This window comes from Bacillus sp. SG20033 (assembly GCF_044570195.1).
GTDB classification, from domain to species: domain Bacteria; phylum Bacillota; class Bacilli; order Bacillales; family Bacillaceae; genus Bacillus; species Bacillus subtilis.
Window position 1 is genome coordinate 3,050,521 of record NZ_CP172606.1, and the last position, 19,734, is coordinate 3,070,254.

24 protein-coding genes are annotated in these 19,734 nt (G+C 44.3%); 5 read left to right on the top strand and 19 right to left on the bottom strand.

Features of this window, described 5'->3' with window-relative positions:
* Window positions 1-65: 65 nt before the first annotated feature.
* From ytrH to ACFVP7_RS16135, 3 genes are all read left to right on the top strand, one after another.
* A complete protein-coding gene (gene ytrH / locus ACFVP7_RS16125) occupies window positions 66-407 on the top strand; it encodes a sporulation membrane protein YtrH (protein ID WP_003229410.1) in 342 nt (113 codons plus the stop codon).
* The gene (ytrI, locus tag ACFVP7_RS16130; RefSeq protein WP_003229408.1) at window positions 404-907 is read left to right on the top strand and encodes a sporulation membrane protein YtrI; all 504 of its coding nucleotides are present in this window, start codon (window positions 404-406) and stop codon (window positions 905-907) included. Before ytrH ends, ytrI begins: the two co-directional genes overlap by 4 nt.
* Before the next feature lie 101 nt (window positions 908-1,008).
* Window positions 1,009-1,200, top strand: a complete 192-nt coding sequence (locus ACFVP7_RS16135) for a hypothetical protein (RefSeq protein WP_003229407.1) — start codon at window positions 1,009-1,011, stop codon at window positions 1,198-1,200.
* Between the two features lie 16 nt (window positions 1,201-1,216).
* On the opposite strand, the gene nrnA is transcribed toward ACFVP7_RS16135, so the two are convergent.
* A complete protein-coding gene (gene nrnA / locus ACFVP7_RS16140) occupies window positions 1,217-2,158 on the bottom strand; it encodes a bifunctional oligoribonuclease/PAP phosphatase NrnA (protein WP_134156553.1) in 942 nt (313 codons plus the stop codon).
* A 130-nt stretch (window positions 2,159-2,288) separates the two neighbouring features.
* On the opposite strand from nrnA, the gene ACFVP7_RS16145 reads away from it, so the two are divergent.
* Window positions 2,289-2,591, top strand: coding sequence for a YtpI family protein (locus ACFVP7_RS16145; protein ID WP_396582483.1), 303 nt, complete (start codon window positions 2,289-2,291; stop codon window positions 2,589-2,591).
* Window positions 2,592-2,609: 18 nt separating this feature from the next.
* On the opposite strand, the gene ACFVP7_RS16150 is transcribed toward ACFVP7_RS16145, so the two are convergent.
* The 13 genes from ACFVP7_RS16150 to snaA all read right to left on the bottom strand — a co-directional run bounded on the left by ACFVP7_RS16150 (window position 2,610) and on the right by snaA (window position 14,097).
* Complete coding sequence (locus ACFVP7_RS16150) at window positions 2,610-3,929, bottom strand: CBS domain-containing protein (protein WP_004398641.1); 1,320 nt, start codon at window positions 3,927-3,929, stop codon at window positions 2,610-2,612.
* Window positions 3,930-4,104: 175 nt separating this feature from the next.
* Window positions 4,105-5,007: a sulfite exporter TauE/SafE family protein gene (locus ACFVP7_RS16155; protein ID WP_088467317.1), complete on the bottom strand. Its 903-nt coding sequence runs from the start codon at window positions 5,005-5,007 to the stop codon at window positions 4,105-4,107.
* Window positions 5,008-5,025: 18 nt separating this feature from the next.
* Window positions 5,026-6,276: an S-alkyl-N-acetyl-metabolite deacetylase SndA gene (gene sndA, locus ACFVP7_RS16160; protein ID WP_163131701.1), complete on the bottom strand. Its 1,251-nt coding sequence runs from the start codon at window positions 6,274-6,276 to the stop codon at window positions 5,026-5,028.
* A gap of 17 nt (window positions 6,277-6,293) precedes the next feature.
* Window positions 6,294-6,986, bottom strand: a complete 693-nt coding sequence (gene ribR / locus ACFVP7_RS16165; protein ID WP_029318236.1) for an RNA-binding riboflavin kinase RibR — start codon at window positions 6,984-6,986, stop codon at window positions 6,294-6,296.
* A 46-nt stretch (window positions 6,987-7,032) separates the two neighbouring features.
* Window positions 7,033-8,361 (bottom strand): LLM class flavin-dependent oxidoreductase, encoded by a 1,329-nt coding sequence (locus ACFVP7_RS16170; protein WP_163131703.1) that lies wholly within the window; start codon window positions 8,359-8,361, stop codon window positions 7,033-7,035.
* Window positions 8,358-8,639, bottom strand: coding sequence for a glutaredoxin family protein (locus tag ACFVP7_RS16175; RefSeq protein ID WP_163131705.1), 282 nt, complete (start codon window positions 8,637-8,639; stop codon window positions 8,358-8,360). Before ACFVP7_RS16175 ends, ACFVP7_RS16170 begins: the two co-directional genes overlap by 4 nt.
* A gap of 14 nt (window positions 8,640-8,653) precedes the next feature.
* Window positions 8,654-9,658, bottom strand: coding sequence for an LLM class flavin-dependent oxidoreductase (locus ACFVP7_RS16180; RefSeq protein WP_004398798.1), 1,005 nt, complete (start codon window positions 9,656-9,658; stop codon window positions 8,654-8,656).
* Window positions 9,655-10,434: a sulfur-containing amino-acid ABC transporter ATP-binding protein TcyN gene (gene tcyN, locus ACFVP7_RS16185; protein ID WP_003229383.1), complete on the bottom strand. Its 780-nt coding sequence runs from the start codon at window positions 10,432-10,434 to the stop codon at window positions 9,655-9,657. Before tcyN ends, ACFVP7_RS16180 begins: the two co-directional genes overlap by 4 nt.
* Window positions 10,431-11,138 (bottom strand): sulfur-containing amino acid ABC transporter permease TcyM, encoded by a 708-nt coding sequence (gene tcyM / locus ACFVP7_RS16190; RefSeq protein ID WP_019712895.1) that lies wholly within the window; start codon window positions 11,136-11,138, stop codon window positions 10,431-10,433. The genes tcyN and tcyM overlap by 4 nt, the downstream gene beginning before the upstream one ends.
* 29 nt (window positions 11,139-11,167) lie before the next feature.
* Entirely contained in the window at window positions 11,168-11,887 is a 720-nt protein-coding gene (gene tcyL / locus ACFVP7_RS16195; protein WP_004399112.1) for a sulfur-containing amino acid ABC transporter permease TcyL, read from the bottom strand.
* 21 nt (window positions 11,888-11,908) lie between these two features.
* Window positions 11,909-12,724, bottom strand: coding sequence for a sulfur-containing amino acid ABC transporter substrate-binding protein TcyK (gene tcyK, locus ACFVP7_RS16200; RefSeq protein ID WP_338730677.1), 816 nt, complete (start codon window positions 12,722-12,724; stop codon window positions 11,909-11,911).
* Window positions 12,725-12,737: 13 nt separating this feature from the next.
* Window positions 12,738-13,547, bottom strand: a complete 810-nt coding sequence (gene tcyJ, locus ACFVP7_RS16205) for a sulfur-containing amino acid ABC transporter substrate-binding protein TcyJ (RefSeq protein ID WP_396582488.1) — start codon at window positions 13,545-13,547, stop codon at window positions 12,738-12,740.
* Window positions 13,548-13,560: 13 nt separating this feature from the next.
* Window positions 13,561-14,097 carry an N-acetyltransferase SnaA gene (gene snaA / locus ACFVP7_RS16210; protein WP_338730678.1) on the bottom strand — a complete coding sequence of 179 codons (537 nt, stop codon included), beginning with the start codon at window positions 14,095-14,097 and terminating at the stop codon, window positions 13,561-13,563.
* 152 nt (window positions 14,098-14,249) lie between these two features.
* Here snaA and ytlI point away from each other — a divergent pair, with 152 nt between their 5' ends.
* Window positions 14,250-15,176, top strand: a complete 927-nt coding sequence (ytlI, locus tag ACFVP7_RS16215) for a LysR family transcriptional regulator YtlI (protein ID WP_122895541.1) — start codon at window positions 14,250-14,252, stop codon at window positions 15,174-15,176.
* Window positions 15,177-15,226: 50 nt separating this feature from the next.
* Here the strand turns inward: ytlI and ACFVP7_RS16220 are convergent, their stop codons facing one another.
* The 5 genes from ACFVP7_RS16220 to ACFVP7_RS16240 all read right to left on the bottom strand — a co-directional run bounded on the left by ACFVP7_RS16220 (window position 15,227) and on the right by ACFVP7_RS16240 (window position 19,655).
* Window positions 15,227-15,910, bottom strand: a complete 684-nt coding sequence (locus ACFVP7_RS16220) for a metal-dependent hydrolase (protein WP_003245964.1) — start codon at window positions 15,908-15,910, stop codon at window positions 15,227-15,229.
* 61 nt (window positions 15,911-15,971) lie between these two features.
* Window positions 15,972-16,739 carry an SDR family oxidoreductase gene (locus ACFVP7_RS16225; protein WP_227057862.1) on the bottom strand — a complete coding sequence of 256 codons (768 nt, stop codon included), beginning with the start codon at window positions 16,737-16,739 and terminating at the stop codon, window positions 15,972-15,974.
* A gap of 126 nt (window positions 16,740-16,865) precedes the next feature.
* A complete protein-coding gene (locus tag ACFVP7_RS16230) occupies window positions 16,866-17,000 on the bottom strand; it encodes a hypothetical protein (protein ID WP_004399018.1) in 135 nt (44 codons plus the stop codon).
* A 61-nt stretch (window positions 17,001-17,061) separates the two neighbouring features.
* Window positions 17,062-18,447 (bottom strand): argininosuccinate lyase, encoded by a 1,386-nt coding sequence (argH, locus tag ACFVP7_RS16235; protein WP_088467328.1) that lies wholly within the window; start codon window positions 18,445-18,447, stop codon window positions 17,062-17,064.
* Window positions 18,444-19,655 carry an argininosuccinate synthase gene (locus tag ACFVP7_RS16240; protein ID WP_003229357.1) on the bottom strand — a complete coding sequence of 404 codons (1,212 nt, stop codon included), beginning with the start codon at window positions 19,653-19,655 and terminating at the stop codon, window positions 18,444-18,446. The genes argH and ACFVP7_RS16240 overlap by 4 nt, the downstream gene beginning before the upstream one ends.
* Window positions 19,656-19,734: the final 79 nt, after the last annotated feature.

Here is a 19,734-nt window from a genome sequence, read left to right on the forward strand (position 1 = left end):
TTTTTTGACTCATCATCATACTTGTCCTGAAAGCTCAATATGATATAAAAGGTGAGGTGATAAAGATGGATCAGGAAGCAGGATTTATGGTGAATTTTATCAATAGCTACTTCATTGCGTTAGGGGTGCTGATCGGGGGCGCACTCATCGGAGGGCTCGGAGCATATTTGGCAGGCGAACCCCCGCTTACGGCCATTACAAAGCTTGCCAACCGGTTAAAAATATGGGCGCTTGTTGCAGCTATCGGAGGCACCTTTGATGCGGTATACAGCTTTGAACGCGGCATACTCGAAGGCAATACGAGAGATATCTTTAAACAGCTTCTTTTAATTATTTCGGCCATGGGAGGCGCGCAAAGCGGCTGGCTCATTATATCATGGCTGACCCAGGAGCATCTTTCTTCATGAGGGTCCCCCAGCATTACAAAAAACCGGGATGGCAGCGTTTTTTCGCGGGAATGATGTGCGGAGCCGTAATCAGCTGGTTCTTTTTCCTGTTTACTTACGGAACATTCCAAGAGGAGCAGGTCAGCCTCATCGAAAAGCAAAAAGAGCATGTAAAAGACTTGAACAATCAAATTTCGATCTATCAGGAAGACCTCCATAAACTGAATGAAGATAATAAAAGAAAACTGCTGATTCAAAGCGTCAGCGTCAAATTGCTGAATGGGGATAAATATAAAATATCACAGCCGGATAAAACGAAATTCGAGGAGCATGTAAAGGATGATATTTCAGAGGTGATTACAAAAGACATAGAGAGCGTCTATCAAACAAAGGATCTCTTGAAGCGGACAATTGAAAATAAAGTCTATATGATCAATGAAAAAAAATACGAGGCAACCGTCAGAGAATTGATTATTTATACGAGACTGACAGTAGAACTTGAAATATCTTTCGCCACATAATTATGGATTTTTTTTAAATTCTCCAAACTTCTGTCGCTTTTTCCCATTCTTTTTTATAAACTATATGTGAGGCTTAATGGCGAAAGGAAGGAGGAAGGGAAATGGAGGTTTACAGTGACCGTCAGTTAGCAAAAGATCAAGCAGCCCGTCTCAGACAAGGTTTTTCTGCATATGCCGAAACAAACTCACTCGCTTCCCTCATCAAAAAAGAACTTCAATCACACAATCTCCAAGTCTACGAGGACCTTACTGATTTCGGCTGCTGGTTCATCCCCGTCACAGATGAACACTAAGAGAGAGGGTCTCCCCTCACTCGTGTTCTTTACATAATGTTTCCAGATCAGCTAAAATCCGATCAGCTTCATCCCAGCTGTAAATAGAGGCGCCTGAAGCAAACGGATGCCCTCCGCCGTTATATTTCCGGGCAAGTCCGTTAATGACAGGCCCCTTCGAACGGAATCTGACTCTGATTTGATCGTCTTCTTCTACGAAAAACACCCAGGCGCGAATACCTGAGATATTGCCAAGCGTCCCGACAAGCTGCGACGCTTCAGAAGCCGTTGTGCCGAATTTTTCAAGCGTATCCTTTTTGATGAAAACAGAAGCCGCCCCGTTTTCGGACAAAGACACATTTTGAAAGATAAAGCCGTTAAGCTTCACCACATTCAGTTTTGTTTCATACAATTGATTAAATAACTCTGAGGAAGAGAATGGATACTGAATGAGCTCGCCTGCATATTTTAATGTTTTTTCCGTGGTATTTGGAAATAAAAAGCGTCCGGTATCTCCAACAATGCCGGCGTAGATCAGCTCTGCCGCTTTCGTATTCAGCTTCCAGCCGTGCTCTTTTCCTTCTAAATACAGCTCGTAAATCATTTCACTTACTGAGCTGGCGCTTGTATCGACCCAGAGAAGGTCACCGTATGGATCTTCGTTCGGATGGTGGTCGATTTTCATTAGTTTGGCGCCTGAAGGATAACGCTGATCGTCGATTCTTTCCTGATTTGCCGTATCGCAGACAATGACAAGTGCGCCTTCATATGTTTCATTGTCCACCTCATCAAGGGAATATAAGAAAGAGAGGGACGGTTCAGGCGTGCCGACCGCAAAAATATTTTTTTCAGGATATGTTTCACGCAGGATTTCCGTAAGCCCGCACTGTGATCCGTAGGCATCCGGATCAGGACGCACATGTCTATGTAAGATAATCGTGTCATATAATGATATGGTTCTGATCAATTCTGTTTTCATTTGATACTCCTTTATTGTTTTTATTCATTAAATCACATTCTCTGCCGACGGAAAAGAAAAATAACGTCAAAACCAAGCCCGTTTTTGTATAAAATGGGTTTGTAAACTTTTACGATGGAGGATTTCATTTATGCTGGTTCTTGTTTTTTTGATTGGGCTTTCAGCCTGCTTTTATGTGTACTATAAAGTAAAAGGCGTACGGGCAAAGCCACCTTTGGCAAAAGAAATATGTTCAGCAAAATCAAGCATGGCCTTAGGGTCACTAGTCCTGTTCTACGGGCTTAACCAAATGATATTATTCCATTCAGTATTAACGTTAGTAATCGGCGGTATCTTTATCGTCATAGGAGCAGGAAGCGCTTGGGCAGGTTATAAAGCCTTTAGGCATTACAATCCCCTTCACGCCAAAGAAGCTGAAAGAGATCACGCGTAAGGGGCGCCTGAACGTCCCTTAGCTTCTTTCCATCAGCTGAACCATCAGCATCGCTTTAGACACGATATGACCTTGGCTGTGCACTTCCACTTCCATTTTCCCGAACTTTCTGCCGGCCTCCAAGATGCGAGGTTTGACTTCGATGACTGATTCCATCTGCACAGGCTTCAAAAAGAAGATGGTGATGCTCTCTATGACGAGTTCGCCGCGTTTTTTCGAGCGCAAAAATCGGTTTGCCGCTTGCGTCAAAATGGTCGTAAATACGCCATAAGAAATGGTTCCAAGCTGATTTGTCATTTGCGGCGTGACTTCATACTCGTAAACCGTTTGATCTTCTTTATCATCACCCTCATCTTTAAACCCCCTTGAAACGATATCATCAAGCTTCTCCCCGACCTGCGGCTGCTTTTGAATCATTTGAAGAGCTTTCAATACGTCTTGGCGGCTGATCATGCCGATGAGTTTTTGGTGGCCGTCAGTGACGGGAAGCACTTCGATCCCTTCCCATACCATCATTTGCGCAGCTGAAGCGACAGATGTTTTCCCAATAACCGTGACGGGATTTTTGGTCATAACTTTTTCTATAGATGCATTTCGGTCATGGCCAGCAATATCTTTTGATGTCAGAATGCCATGGATTTTCATTTGATCGTCGACAACCGGAAAGCGGCCGTGCCCCGTTTCAAAATTTTTCTCATACCATTTTTCAAGTTTATCCTTAGGCGAAAGATATACCGTGCGGTCAGCAGGTGTTAGGATGTCCTCCACCAAAACAATTTCTTTTTTGATCAGCTGGTCATAAATTGCCCGGTTAATCATCGCGGCAACTGTAAAGGTGTCATAGCTCGTGGATAAAATCGGCAGTTCAAGCTCATCTGCCAGCTGCACAATGCTGTCATCCGTGTTAAAGCCCCCGGTCACCAATACGGCCGCGCCCGCTTCAAGCGCCTGCCTGTGTGCATTGATTCTGTTTCCGACAATCAAAAGATTCCCCGCTGCGGTGTAACGCATCATCGCGTCAAGCTCCATCGCGCCGATGACGAATTTATTCAATGTCTTATGGAGCCCTGCCCTGCCTCCGAGCACTTGTCCGTCTATAACATTTACAACCTCTGCATAGGTAAGCTTTTCAATGTTCTCTTTTTTCTTTTGTTCAATTCTGATTGTGCCCACACGTTCAATCGTGCTGACAAACCCTTTATTCTCTGCTTCCTTGATCGCTCTGTACGCGGTTCCTTCGCTTACTTTCATTTCCTTTGCAATTCTTCGGACAGAAATTTTTTCACCGACAGGCAGTGAATCGATATACGTTAAAATTTGTTCATGCTTCGTTGCCAAGCCTTTCACCTCTAAGGACAGTCTTCTTGTTTTTATTATAAGGTTTCAAAGGATTTATACGCAATGAGGCTGGAAAATAAAAAAGAAGCCCGACCGGCTTCTTACAGCGTTGATTTCGTTTCAGTCAAGCGCAAGGACCTCGTGATTCCTTTTACATCTTAAAGCGGAAAAACCTTTATTTTTCTTTTAAATGGACATCAACCGCTGTCTTAACAATATTTCGATTCCCTATTTTAGATAAAACAAATAAAACTGCGAATAGCCATATCGCCCCTATGGCCGTATAGATCAATGGATAAACAGCTGTATTTGCGATCCATTCATTTATTAATGTTCTGGCATTTACCAGAATAATAAATCCTCCTACAAGCACACCCATCAATTGCGGATGAAACTTCTGCACCAGCCATGCTGCGATAGGGGCAGCGATAATTCCGCCGGCCATTAGTGAAAACACCCATAACCAATTGACGTCCTCCCATCCTAATGAAATAAGAAAACCGGCGGTTGCAGATACGGCGATGGCAAATTCACTTGTGTCTACAGTCCCGACAACTTTCCTCGGGCTCAAGCCTTTGCGGGATAATAAAATCGGAGTGGTCACCGGTCCCCAGCCGCCTCCGCCTGTGGCATCTGCAAAACCAGCGATCACTCCCAATGGGATGGATTGTTTTCGGTTTAAAGGCACATGCTTCTTCTCAAGAGCCGGCTTATATTGAAATAAAAACCTGATCAATACATATCCGCCCAGAAGGAGCAAAAACAAAGAAATATAGGGTTTCGCCACATCTCCAGGTAATTGGCTGAGGAATGCCGCGCCTAAAAAAGCGCCTATAGAGCCGGGAATGACAAGCTGATAAACGGTTTGTTTGTCAACATTGCCAAATTTAATATGCGACACTCCCGATGCGGCAGTCGTTACGACTTCCGCTAAATGGACAGAAGCCGAAGCCACAGCAGGTGTGATGCCAAACGCCAATAACAAAGAAGTTGAGGTAACCCCATAAGCCATACCTAACGAACCGTCTATTAACTGCGACAATAAACCAATAAATGCAAAAACGATTAATTTCTTCATCAGAACACCCCATCTATATCAATCAGATATTTTTGACTCTTCATTCGAATCTAACAATCTCTTGGCGCTTTCATATAAAAAATAAGAGGCTTTGATAATGGCAGTTTCATCAATTGTAAATGCAGGGTGGTGCCAATCATGATCACCGTCTGTTCCAAAAAACGCAAAGGATCCCGGAATATGCTCAAGATAATAAGCAAAATCTTCCCCCGCGGTTGATGGGACGGGATCAATGACTTGAAGTTTCGCTTTATGCGCAGCGTCTCGCACCAGCCCCGTAATTGCCTCATCATTACAAAGCGGCGGCGGTCCGGAATGCCACTTCACATTTGCCTTTAACGAGAATGCGGCAGAAATCTGCTCTGCGACTGCCAAAAAACGCTGTTTCACTTGATCACGAACCTCTGAATCAAATGTACGAACAGTGCCCTCAATGACAACTGTATCCGGAATGACATTCCAAGTGCTGCCGCCGTTGATTTTCCCTACGGTTAAAATCGCGCTTTGCAGCGGGTTTACATTTCTGCTTACAATCGTTTGCAGGGCGACAATAAGCTGAGAGGCGCCGACAATTGGATCAAAACCATTATGCGGCAATGCTGCATGAGCTCCTTTCCCTTCTATCTCTACTTTAAATCGGTCAACAGCAGCCATAAGCGGGCCTGTTTTTAACCCTACAGTCCCAACCGCGATATCCGGTTTATTGTGAAGGCCAATAACCGCATCAATGCCATCCAGTTGGCCGTCCTCTATCACTTTTGCAGCGCCTGCACCCGCTTCCTCTGCCGGCTGAAATAATAAACGAATCTTTCCTTTCAGACTGTCTTGATTTTCCTTCAATAAAAAGGCCGCACCAAGAAGCGCTGCCGTATGAAAATCATGACCGCACGCATGCATGATCCCTTTATGTTTAGACGCATAAGGCAATCCTGTTTTTTCTTCAATTGGCAAGGCGTCAATATCAGCCCTCAAAGCAATCGCCGGACCTTCTGACTCCCCTGCTATATCTGCGAACACACCCGTTTTTAGAGCAGTAGGGCGAATCTGTATCCCCTTTTCTTTAAGGCATTTTTTTATAAAAGCAGTTGTTTCAAATTCTTCTTTTGACAGTTCAGGATATTGGTGCAGGTGCCGGCGAATGCCGATGAGCTGCTTTTCTAGCGTTGAGAGATTTACGGGATTAGACTCCTCTTTCAACTTCAGGATGTCATTTCCTGTAGTCTGATATGGATAGGAGCCTTCTATATTTCTCCAATAATCCAAAGACATATGTTCCGCTCCTTTCCCTATCCCAATATATTTTCTTCAGACTCTTCAACATAAGATGAAATAAATCGGTTCAATTTATCAGCAAGACCGCCCGCCCCAAATCTTATATACTTGCTGGAAACTTTCGGATTATCTTCTTTCAAAAAGCTTAAAAAAGATAAAATATAAATGCGCCTGTAAGCTACTTGTGTAATTCCGTACTCAAAAAACCAGTTATCAATGACATTGTATACGCCTCGGTTGACGCCATATAGGTTGTTACATTTCTTGTAAAAGCAGAGATCCGGAAGATTTAACTCCTGATGGGAAAGCAGGCTTTCTTTTTTGTTCGGTGCCATAATCCCAATCAGCTCAAAGCGTTTTGCAACGCACGAAATATCCTTTTTAATTTGCTTTGTTAAAGACTCCAAAGAATCAAACCTTCTTTCTTCTCTAATTTTAAAGAGAATGCTGCATTCGATTTTTTCTCCATAGATGTCTCTATGAAAGTCAAACAAAAAAATCTCCAATGTCCTTTTAAGGTTAGAGCCCACCGTCGGTTTCACACCGATATTCATAACCCCTAAATGAAATTGGTGATTGACTGTCGCCAGAACTCCATAAACTCCATTACGCAGCCCATGCATTTTTGCATCTACATTTGCCGTGGGGAATCCAAGCTTTCTGCCTAATTGTTTTCCTTTCACAACCGTACCGGCAATGATCGTCAAAAAAGTCAGCCTCCCCTCTCAGCTTCCGCATTCGATCAGACGAAACCTATTGATGTGATGAATGTAAAACAGATTGATGCTGCGGAATGCCAAGACCGAGATTTTCCCGCAAGGTCCCGCCGCGATAATCTTGACGATACAGCCCTCTTTCTTGAAGAATCGGAATCACCTTTTCTACAAAAGCATCAAGTGTTCCCGGTATATCCGACCCAATGATAAACCCATCCGCCGCCTCAGCGTTGAACCAAGTTTCAATTAAGGATGCGACACGCTCTGGTGTGCCGATGAATAGAGGCCGTGGGAAAGCCATTTCCTGTGCTACCTCCCGCAATGACAGATTTCTGGCTTTTGCTTCTCTCTTAATCCGGTCTGTTGTGCTTTGAAACGCATTCTTTCCCACATCGCCAATATCAGGAAATGGCTCATCCAACGGGTAAACACTCAGATCATAATCATCAAAAAAACGGGCCAAATAAGTAACAGCATTTTCAATCGGTATCAATTCTGCAAATTCACGATACTTCTTTTCCGCCTCTTCTTCCGTATCTGCCACAATCGGGCTGATCCCTGGAAAAATCCGCACACTTGAAGGATCACGCCCTTCATCAGCAGCTCGCCTTTTCACATCCGCATAAAACGCTTTTGTCTCTTCTAATGAATTGGAATGGGTAAAAATCGCATCCGCATTTTTAGCAGCAAACTGCCGGCCTGTTTCTGATGAGCCCGCTTGAAACACTACAGGCTCTCCCTGCTTAGAGCGCCCGATATTCAAGGGCCCCTCTACTTGAAAATACTTTCCTTTATGATTCAGGCGATGAAGCTTCGCCGGATCGAAAAACTGCCCTGTTTTCTTATTGTGTATAAATGCGTCATGCTCCCAGGAATTCCACAGCCCGCGCACAACATCCAAATGCTCCTGTGCAATCTCGTAACGTTCAGTATGTTCTGGCAAATTAGACTTACTATGGTTGCGCGCCGCTCCTTCCTGTGGAGAAGTAACAAGATTCCAGCCAGCCCTGCCCCCGCTGATATGGTCCAGCGACATCAATTGTCTGGAGATAGTGAATGGCTCAGTAAAAGATGTAGAGAACGTCCCTACTAAACCAATATTTTTTGTAACCGATGCCAGCGCAGATAAAATGGTGATCGGTTCAAAACGGTTTAAAAAATGAGGAATCGATTTTTCAGAAATAAATAAGCCGTCTGCAATGAAAATAAAACTAAACAAACCTTTTTCAGCTGTTTGCGCCTTTTTCATGTAAAATTCAATATTCGTGCTGGCCGAGGGATCAACATCGGGATGACGCCAGCCGTCAGTTGTTCCCCCGACACCGTGAATCATGGCTCCAAACTGAATAAAATCTGAACGTGTCATCTTTTTGCCTCCTTTATCTGTGCATGATTCGCAAGTGCAAGATCAAGGTGTTCAATGCCGATTTCAGTTATCCCTTGATAGTGATTGCCGCGCCCGATTTCGACCACAGGCACATGGCGTACCCCATATTTCGCCTGTAAAATATCTCGAAGTTCCTCTTTCTCTGAAACATCGATATTTTGGAACGGGAACCCTTTTTCATTCAAATAATTCTTGACTTCCTCACAATACGAACAGCCTTTTTTACTCCAAACCACAATGTTCACAACATCACTCATTCTTCTGTCCCTCCTTAACGTTTTGCAGCTAAAACTGCATCGCTCAGCAGCTGATAAGACAGCTGTTTTTCTACAGCATTTTTGATAGGTGTAAAAATAACAAAATCATTGATTTTGTATGTGCCTGATAAACGTGTTAATTCTTCTGCCACTTCTTCCTTTGTTCCGGCAATAATCCCGGTTTTTTGCACGATGATGTCATAGGGCTCTGTGACGTTTTCCAGATAGGCCTCAGCCTGTTCGCGGGAACCGACGTTGACCTTACGCCCGTCTTTCAAAACCACTTTTATCGATTCACGCGACACAATATGTTTTTCCGCTTCTTCTTTTGTATGTGCCGCAAAAACAGCGGGGGCAAGATGAAATTCAGCCTCAGATCCTGGCGGGAGATGCGCGTCAAATGCTCGGCGGGCTTCCTTCAGCACTTCCTCTTCACCGTTAATAAAGTAAGCAAAGACAAAAGAGATTCCCAGTTTTGCAGCAGAAATGGCACTCTCTGTGCTTCCTCCCAATAGAAAAATACCCGGCTTCCGATCAACCTGCGGCCTAGGACGCAATGCGGCATAGCGGTGGGTATCAGGAAAATCATCCCGAACGAAATGAGTAAGCTCCTCCAGTTTTTCATCAAACTGACGCACCGGTTTTTTATATTCGGCCTGCAGCGCGTCTGTGGACAGCTGAAACCCGCCGGGCGCTTTGCCCACTCCAAGATCTATACGGCCGGGAGCTAACGCTGATAGAAGATGGAATTGCTCCGCTACTTTATAAGAGCTGTAATGCTGCAGCATCACTCCGCCTGATGCTAAACGAATTTTTCTTGTGCTTGCAGCAAGATAGCCTAAAAGAACCTCGGGTGCAGACCCTGCAATCTCATCATTGTTGTGATGTTCGGCCACCCAAAATCGGTGATATCCACATTCTTCAGCCATTTGTGCCAATTTCACTGTATGCTGTAATGTATCAGCTGCTGTCTCCCCTTCACCAATCAAGCTTTGGTCTAAAATACTTAAGCGGATCATATCACCGGCTCCTTTATGTGTTCTTTTGGTTCAAATAAATATTCCGGCGAAACACGGCGGAGAAACTGCCTCGTTCTGTCTTTTTTGGTATGGCGAAAGACTTCCTCCGGGGTTCCTTGTTCAACAATGACTCCTTCATCCATAAAAACAACTTGATCAGAGACCCTTCTTGCAAACTCCATTTCATGTGTAACAACAATCATGGTGGCTCCGGTTTTCACGATTTCCAGCATTACCTCAAGCACTTCACCGACCAGCTCCGGATCAAGCGCTGCCGTCGGCTCATCGAACAGCAGCACATCAGGATGAATGGCAAGCGCCCTTGCTATCCCTACCCTCTGCTTTTGTCCTCCCGATAACTGACTCGGATAAGCGTTCAATTTATCTTGAAGCCCGACCTTTCTCAGTTCATTTTCCGCTACGGCATACGCGTCTTGTTTTCTCATTTTCCGGGCAATCGTCAAGCCCTCCATGACATTTTCAATCACCGTTTTGTGAGCAAACAGGTGGTATTGCTGAAATACCATTGCCGTCTGTTTTCTGAGCCAGTGAACCTCTTTTTTCGACGGAAAGCTGCAATTAATCACTTTGTCATGTATAGAAATGATCCCTTCGTCTGGACGTTCTAATAAATTCAGGCACCGTAAAAAGGTGGTTTTCCCTGATCCGCTCGGCCCGATAATCGTCACAACTTCTCCCTTGCGTACCGTGAGATTTATCCCTTTTAATACATGGTGGATGCCAAACTGTTTATGGATATTTTTAATCTCAATCATAAAGTGCCTCCTTGAAATCTGGCTGCCTTTCTCTCTAATACTCCATTTACGGATTCTAGGATTAGAGTCAGCACCCAATAGATAATCGCTGCTCCGATAAACGCTTCTAAAAATGCATAATTATCAGAAGCAACGATAGTCGCCGTCCCTGTAATCTCTGGGACAGCCACTATAGCCGCGATAGAGGTGGTATGCAAAAAGCCGATACCCAAATTTGTGAAGTTTGGGATGGAAACCATCAGCGCCTGCGGCAATATTACACGCCGAAAGGTTTGGCTGTATGTCAAGCCGATTGAATAAGCCGCTTCGACCTGTCCGGTATCCATCGCCAGAATGCCCGACCGGATGATTTCTGTGAGATAAGCTCCGGCAGTTAAAGACAAGGCCATGATGACAAACATGGAGACCGGTATCTCATTAGCGGACCAGCCGAGATGAAAAAAACTGCTGACTTGATCTGCAACAGGCGGTATCCCTAAATAAATCAACATAATGTGAAGAATTGCAGGTGTACTTCGAAAGAAAGACACATAAAACCTTGAGCAAGCCACCAAGCCCTTAATTCTAAAAATTCTAACAATTATATTTCCAAGAGCCACGAGAAATCCAAACACAATCGGCAAAACAGCCATCATCAATGTCAGAGGAATGGTCTTTACCATTTCTTTCATAGCGGAAACGATAAATGGAAAGTCAAATTGCAATCTTCTCCCCCCTCATCCGAAGAAATATATCAATGTATGTTCATGTCAAAAACAGTAACAATCCTTGTTTGATTCTTCTTGATTCGTTTTTCTGCCACTCGAAAGAACCATTCGAATAAAACCGCTACAGCATAATAAACAATCGATAACGCAATGTAAACTTCAAGAGAATGGTTGCTTGAGGTAATCAGTGTTTGGCCCCTTCCGGACATATCCATAACACCTATTGAAAAAGCTAGAGATGTATCTTTTAAAGAACTGATCACCATGTTTCCCATATTCGGAAACGCCTGGACAAGTGCCTGGGGCAGAACGATTCGCCTGAAGGCCTGACTACCGCTTAAGCCAATACTGTACGCCGCTTCCGTTTGGCCTTTATCTACACTGCCCACCCCCGCTCGAATGATTTCTGCGGCCGCGGCTGCATTGCTTAACGCGTAGGTTGCGACAGCAGCATAAAACGGGTCCATTTTTGATGTATCAATCCCGATAAGCCCCGTAAGCGCCGGGATTCCGTAAAACACGATGAAAAGCTGCACCATGATAGGCGTTCCCCTGAAAAATGAGATATACACTTTTGCCAATTGATTTACAATTGGAATATTGTAGATGCGGGGCAGTGCCAGAAAGAGTCCTAATACAAAACCGAAAAGCAAGGACAGTGTTAAAATGTATAATGTAACCGGTAAATAAGCGGTTAACGTCGGCACAAAATCTCCAATCATGTTCATATCAAACGCTTTTTCCATCACTGCTCCCTCTCTTTTTACCTAATACTGCTCTTTGGAATAGTCGTCACCAAGCCATTTCAAACTGAGCCTTTTCAACGTTCCGTCATCAATGATTTCCTGTAAGGCTTTATCAATATCGTCACTTAACGTTTGTTCATTTTTGTTAAACATAAAATACACTTTGGCATTTGAAAGCACATTACCGACGGTTTTTTCTTTAATAGCGCTCGTCTTGTTTTGAAAGTCTACTGCAAAAGGCGTTGAGATCGTTGCGTCCGCACGCCCCGATTTCAACTGATTCGCAGTCTCATTTGCGCCTTGGCCCTCATAGGCAATCTCAAACGGCCGTCCATTATCCTCATTCCATTTTTTCAGTACAAGCGCTCCGTTGGAGGTTGCACTCGTAATCACCCGTTTTCCTTTTAAGTCTTCAATTCCACGGATCGTATCGTTATTTTGAAGCACAGTAATTTTTAAAGGAAAATGGTTGTAAGCAACCTTGTTAAACAGAAATTTTTTCTCACGCTCTTTGCTTTTCTCCATTTGATGTGCCACGATATCGACTTTATGCTGTCCGAGGCTGACAAGCAGGTTGGAAAATTCCATCGTTTTAAATGTGAATTTATAATGTGGCAGGCGCTTATCAAGCTCTTTGATCAGTTCGACATCATAACCGGTTAAATCACCTTTTTCATCGATAAAGCAAATATTCGGAAATTGGGTTCCAGTTCCGACCGTGATCGTCTGTACCTTCTTTTGCCCGGCTCCCGTCGTTTGACTGCCTGCAGCACCGCAAGCTGACAGAACTGTTATAAGCGAAAATAATATTGCCATGAATGCTGCTTTCGTTTTCATCTCATCGCCCCATTTATTTTTCAAAACTTGATTTTGAATAATCTGCCCCGAGCCATTTTCGGCTTAGTTTTTTTAGCGTTCCGTTTTTCTCCAGCTTTTTAATCGCTTGATCCGTGTCATCCGCCAAGGTTTGGCTGCCTTTATTAAACATAAAGTACACCTCAGTATCTAATAACACGTCACCGACTGTCTTTTGGCGGAAGGCGTGCGTTTTATTCTGAAAATCGACGGCAAACGGTGTAGATATCGTTGCATCTGCGCGCCCGGTTTCAATTTGATTGGCGGTGTCATTGCTTCCCTGTCCCGCATATTTTAAATGAATTGGGCTGCCGTGCGTTTTGTTGTACTTTGTAATATAATCTGCCGCATTTGACGTGGCGCCAACTATGACTGTTTTTCCGTGTAAGTCTTTTAATGTATGAATCTTGTGATTATCCTCTTTCACCGTGATGTACATCGGCGAGTAGTTATATGGGACTTTATGATACAAAAAACGCTTTTCTCGTTCTTTATTTTTGGCCATATTGTGCGCAATCACATCAATTTTTTTATTTCCGAGACTCGTCAGCAGATTTGAGAAATCCATCGTTTTAAATTCAAATGTATATTGAGGCAACTCCTTATCGATGGCTTTCATCACTTCAATGTCATACCCGGTCAAATCGCCTTTTTCATCTAAAAACGCAATATTCGGAAAATCTGTTCCAGTGCCGACTATGACCGTTTGAGCCTGACGATCTGTTTTGTTATTTGTTTGCGAACATCCCCCGCCAAGTAATGCAAACACTGACAGCAGCAAAACCAATCCTTTACGCTTATTCATAGGCTGCCTCACATCATGCCCAGCTGGGCGCACCTAAAAGCGTTGGGTTAAATCGTTCCGGAATCAGAACCTTGTGCATCATCACACCTATGTCCCCGTCTTTTTCCTGCTCAAAATACACTTCATACCCTCTCCTTCTGTACATGTCAGCAAGCCAAGGATGCTTGCGCGCCGATGTGCCGAGTGTCAGCGCAGGAGCCTTCAGCATATCTCGAAGCACTTTTTCTTCAACATACGTAAGCAGCTTACTTCCGGCGCCTTGCCCTTTATATTCCGGCAGTGTCGCAAACCACCACACAAACGGATATTTTGAAGGAGGCGTCTCACTCTCCCACGGGAACCTGATTGTAATCGTTGAAATCAGCTTCCCATCCCGCTCCAGCACAATCGCTGAATGATGTTTAATATTTTCTGATACCATTTGGATATCAGCTCTCGTGGATGGCCAATCAATATCCAGCTGCCGAATGGGCTGAAATGCGCTGTTAACCAGTTTCAACAGCTCCGGTGCATCTTCAACAGTTGCCAGTCGAAAAATGTCCTCACTCATTTTTGTCACTCCTCTTCTCAAAATATATAATTCCTATTTGTTTACTAAGCTTTTATTGTTTATACTATAAAGCATACTCTGATCTTTGACTAATCAAAAAAAGTAAACCTTCACTTCAGTATTTTTAATGATGAAAAACAGGAGGGAGCACATTGGAGTTACGCTCAATCAAAACGTTTCATACGATTGTAAAATTTGGAAGCTTCTATAAAGCTGCAGAAATACTCAACTACTCGCAGCCGACGATATCGATGCGTATGAAGCAATTGGAGCAGGATTTAGGCGTACTGCTGTTTGAAAGAGGAAAAAGCCTGCAGTTGACAAAAGCAGGAAAGCTTTTTTATGAACGAACAGGAGATCTTTTGATACAATACGAGGCGCTTAAACACAACCTCTCCGACTTAAAGGAAGAAGAGGCAGGCATTATCAACATAGGGGTTTCAGAGCCAACCGCCAGTCTGATATTCCCCGAGATTTTAAAGGATTTCTTAAAGGATTACCCAAAGATAACAGTTAATATCAAGGTTGATGACGCCAATACCTGCAGTCAAAAGCTCTTAGACGGGACGATTGATTTTGCAGTCTGCGGCGAGCCGGAGCTGATTCTTGAAAATTACTACCATCCATTTTTTTATGACACATTAAATGTGATTGTATCTGATCAACATCCGCTCGCTGAGAAGAAGGCTGTCCATTTGTCTGATTTAGCAGAAGAGCGCTTCATATTTACGCCCGCCAATTGCCCCATTCGCTTACAAATTGAACAGCACTTACATAGAGAACTCGGGAATCGCTACAAAAAAATGGAGCTCACAAGCAGCATGTCACATGAATATTACGTACGTGAAAACATTGGAATTTCAATCTTTACCAGCACCGCACATTCTAAACCGTTCAACGGCACTAAAGTCATTCCAATTCTGAACCTGGATATCACCCCGCCCATAGGGCTGTTGACAAATCAAAAAGAAGATCATTTTGACCGCGCCACGAAGGACTTGATCGCCCGGATAACCAAACGTTTTCAGCAGCGCAGCAAAGAATTGGAAGGAACCTCTGATAAGACCATTACAGGATAACTGAAAAAATAAAAACCACCTCCTGATTCATCAGGAGGTGGTTTCACGGTTTAAAGCTCGATCGTCTCACCGACCGACATGACTTTGCCGACTCCGCCCGGCAGGCTGTCAGCGAATGCTTCTGGGTCTTGTTCGATGACCGGGAATGTATTGTAATGCACCGGCACGACCTGTTTTGCGCGCAGCCATTCAGCGGCAAGCTTGGCGTCTTCAGGCCCCATTGTAAAGTTATCGCCAATCGGCAGGAAAGCAAGGTCGATATGATTCAATTCGCCAATGAGTTTCATATCAGAGAAAAGAGCCGTATCGCCCGCGTGGAAAATCGTTTTATCTTCTACAGTCAGCAAAATACCGGCAGGCATGCCTGTGTAAGTGATCGTTTTGTTTTCTTCATCTGTGATGGCTGATCCATGAAAGGCCTGTGTAAGCTTCACTTTTCCAAAATCGAACTGGCGGGAGCCGCCAATATGCATTGGATGAACATTCAAGCCTTTCCAGCCTAAGTACACAGCGAGCTCGTTCGGGGCTATAACCAACGCGTTATTTTGCTTGGCGATTTGTTCAGTATCACCGACATGGTCATTGTGGCCGTGCGTTAGTAAGATGACATCCGCTTTTACATCCTCCGGCTTTATATCCGTTAATGAATTCCCTGTTAAAAACGGATCAAAAATAATATGATGGTCCTTCGTTTCCACTGTGATTACAGAATGTCCGTGATATGTCACTTTCATTTCTTTCACCTCGTCACATGATTTTGTTTTTTTATTTTCCCTTTTTAAAAAGCTGAAAAACTTATGTTGTTTGATTCTTGTTAATGACATTGAGGCCACCGGTGGCTTCAATGATAGTCCCTGTCACAAGGTCTGAGTTCTCCTCACACAAGAAAGCGATAATCCGGGCGATATCCTCGCCTGTACCGGATCTTCCTATCGGCGTTTTTTCTTTGCCGATTCGCATTCTGGCTTCCTCTATCGATGCTTCTTTCATGTCGCCGACAATGTCTCCTGGGCAAACCATGTTGGCGGTTATGCCGAATTCGGCTTCTTCAATGGCAATTGTCTTCGTCAAAGAAGCCAAGCCCACTTTCGCAGCGCCAAATGCCGATCGGTGAAGCCAGCCGGGCGCGTGAGCCGCACCTTGGAATCCGTACGTAATGATGCGTCCAAATTGCTGTTTTCTCATAATAGGAATAACCGCTTTGAATAAATGAAAGACGGCGCTTAAATTTCCTTCCAGCATGTCATACCATTCATCATCAGTATAATCGGCTAACTTTTTACGTTCAAATATGTATGGTCCCGCGTTGTTAATCAAAAAGTCGATCCTTCCGAAGCGGTTTAAGGCAGCCTCTGCAATACGCAGCAGATCTTCTTTTTTGGTGACATCACCTTTTACAAATTGCAGCCGGTCAAGACAATCTGGACAGGCTTCCTTCAGGCGGCTGACTGCCTCCTCATCCTGTCTGTAATTGACTGTTACTGAATACCCCTTTGCAAGCAACGTTTCAGTCACTTTGCGGCCTAAACCCTTCGAACCGGCAGTAATTAAAGCATGTCGCACATGAATACCTCCCAAAGCAACGTCGCCGCTTTCAATAAAGTGTTTCTTCTTCTACTTTACTATAAAAGGCTTGCAATATCACTTTTTACACTTTGGCATACAAAAAAAGCTGCCTGTACAGACAGCTTATTCTGCAGGAGATGAAGACTCCTGATCAGGCATATCGACATAACCGCTTTGATACGCTTCTGAAATGAGCCTTGTTGTCTCCTGGCTTTCTTGTTCATCATAAATATAGCGTTCCGGTTCTTTTTTCATCATTCTGCCTCCCATCATTATAGAGGTAGGTTGGCTATAATGACGGGATTTTATGAAGGAAATTTTAACAAACTCCTGCTGCCACACAAGCTTTCGCTTTTTCAAGCGCCTGCTTTACCTGTTTGAATCCGGTGCCCCCGGCGCTCATTCTTTTTTCAACTGCGTAGTAAGGGTCTAACACAGTGTAAATATCTTCTTCGAATAGTGTGCTCGCCTGCTGAAACTCGCCAAACGGCATATCGCTTAAATAGATCCCTCTTTCGATGCATGTGTACACAAGTTTCCCGACCACTTCATGCGCTTCTCTGAACGGCATTCCCTTTTTAGCTAAATAATCCGCCAGTTCCGTCGCATTTGAAAAGTCTTGTTTTGTTGCTTGCTTCATGACGTCTTTGTTTACAGTCATTGTTTGGATCATGCCTGTAAAGATTTGCAGGCTGCCCTCCACCGTTTTCACCGTGTCAAACATGCCCTCTTTGTCTTCCTGCAGATCTTTGTTGTAAGCGAGCGGAAGTCCTTTCATGATCGTAAACAGCCCCATCATATCGCCGTATACGCGTCCTGTTTTGCCGCGAATCAGCTCCGCCATATCAGGATTTTTCTTTTGCGGCATCATGCTGCTTCCTGTTGCGTACGTATCGTCAAGCTCGATGAATTTAAACTCCTGCGAGCACCATAAAATGATTTCTTCAGAGAAACGGGATAGGTGCATCATCAGCATACTGCTGTTGCTTAAAAACTCCAAAATGAAGTCTCTGTCGCTGACGCCGTCCAAGCTGTTTTCATAAATGGCATCAAAGCCGAGCAGTTCCGCTGAATAATCACGGTCAATTGGGAAGGTTGTTCCCGCGAGCGCCCCGCAGCCGAGCGGAGATTTGTTAATCCGCTTCATCGAATCCTGAAAACGCTCCTTGTCGCGCTCAAGCATCCAGAAATACGCAAGCAGATGGTGAGCGAATGAAATCGGCTGGGCGCGCTGCAGATGTGTGTAGCCCGGCAGAATCGTTTCAACGTTCGCATCCGCCTTTTCAATCAGCGCACTTTGGAATGCCTCAATCAGATCGATGATGTGGCCGACATGATTCTTCAAATATAAATGCATGTCAGTCGCCACCTGGTCATTCCGGCTTCTGCCGGTATGCAGCTTGCCGCCAAGAGGACCGATTTCGTCAATGAGCATTTTCTCAATGTTCAAATGAATATCCTCATAATCGACTGAGAATTCCAATGCTCCCTCCTCTGCTTTTTGCAAAAGGGTATTCAGGCCCTCTCGGATTTTCAACTCTTCTTCTGCTGTCAGAATACCGCATTTTTTCAGCATGGCAGCATGCGCGAGAGACCCTGTAATGTCTTCAGCAACTAAATTTTGGTCAAATGATATGGACGCGCCGAACTCGTCGACCCATTTTTCCGGTGTTTTTTGAAATCGGCCTCCCCAAAGCTTCTTCATGCTTTAATCTGCTCCTTCTTTTTCACGATGCTGTTCACTTTTGTCGGAAGTCCCCAAAGCTCGATAAATCCGATTGCTGCATGGTGATCAAATGCATCGTCTTTTGTATATGTTGCAAGTTTTTCATCATATAGAGAGTATTCCGATTTACGTCCTTCTACAATTGCATGGCCTTTAAACAGCTTCACGCGGACAATGCCTGTGACATGCTTTTGCGTTTCTTTTAAGAAAGCGTGCAGCGCGTCTTTTAACGGCGAGAACCATAAGCCGTTATAAATGATTTCTGACATTTTTTGCTCGATGATCGGTTTAAAGTGGGCTACCTCTTTCACCAGTGTCAAATCTTCTAATTCTTTATGCGCTTTGATCAGTGTCATCGCACCAGGGCATTCGTATACTTCCCGGGATTTAATGCCGACGAGGCGGTTTTCCACGTGGTCGATACGTCCGACACCGTGCGCGCCCGCCATTTCATTCAGCTTCAAGATCAGCTCAGAAAGCGAGTAGGAAACACCGTCAATGGAGACAGGCACGCCCTGTTCAAATGCAATTTCAATCACTTCCGGCGTGTCCGGCGTTTTTTCCAGCGGAGCTGTTAAATCGTATGCACCTTCTGGCGGCGCCGCCCATGGATCTTCTAAAATGCCGCACTCATTGGCGCGTCCCCAGAGGTTTTGGTCGATAGAATACGGGCTGTCAAGATTGATCGGAATCGGAATGCCGCGGCTAGCCGCATATTCAATTTCTTCTTCACGTGACCACTGCCATTCGCGAACCGGCGCGATGACTTCAAGGTCAGGGTTTAATGATTTAATGGAGACTTCGAAACGAACCTGGTCATTTCCTTTCCCTGTGCATCCGTGGGCAATCGCCTGTGCATCTTCTTTTTCCGCAATTTCAACCAGTTTTTTCGCGATCAGCGGTCGAGATAATGCCGAAACAAGCGGGTATTTTCCTTCATACATTGTGTGGGCCTGCAAAGAGATAAGCGCGTAATCCTGTGCAAATTCTTCTTTTGCATCGATCACGTAGGAGTTTGTCGCGCCGACTTCAAGCGCTTTCTGCTGAACAAATGCCAAATCTTTGCCCTCACCGACATCCAGGCAGCAGGCGATGACATTATATCCTTGCTCCTGAAGCCATTTTATTGCGACGGAAGTATCAAGACCCCCTGAGTATGCTAATACGACTTTTTTCTGTTCTGACATGATAAAAATCCCCTCTCAACCGTGTTTCTATTTTGTATAAAAATAAATTATTTTTAATAAAAATACATTTTGTATGTAT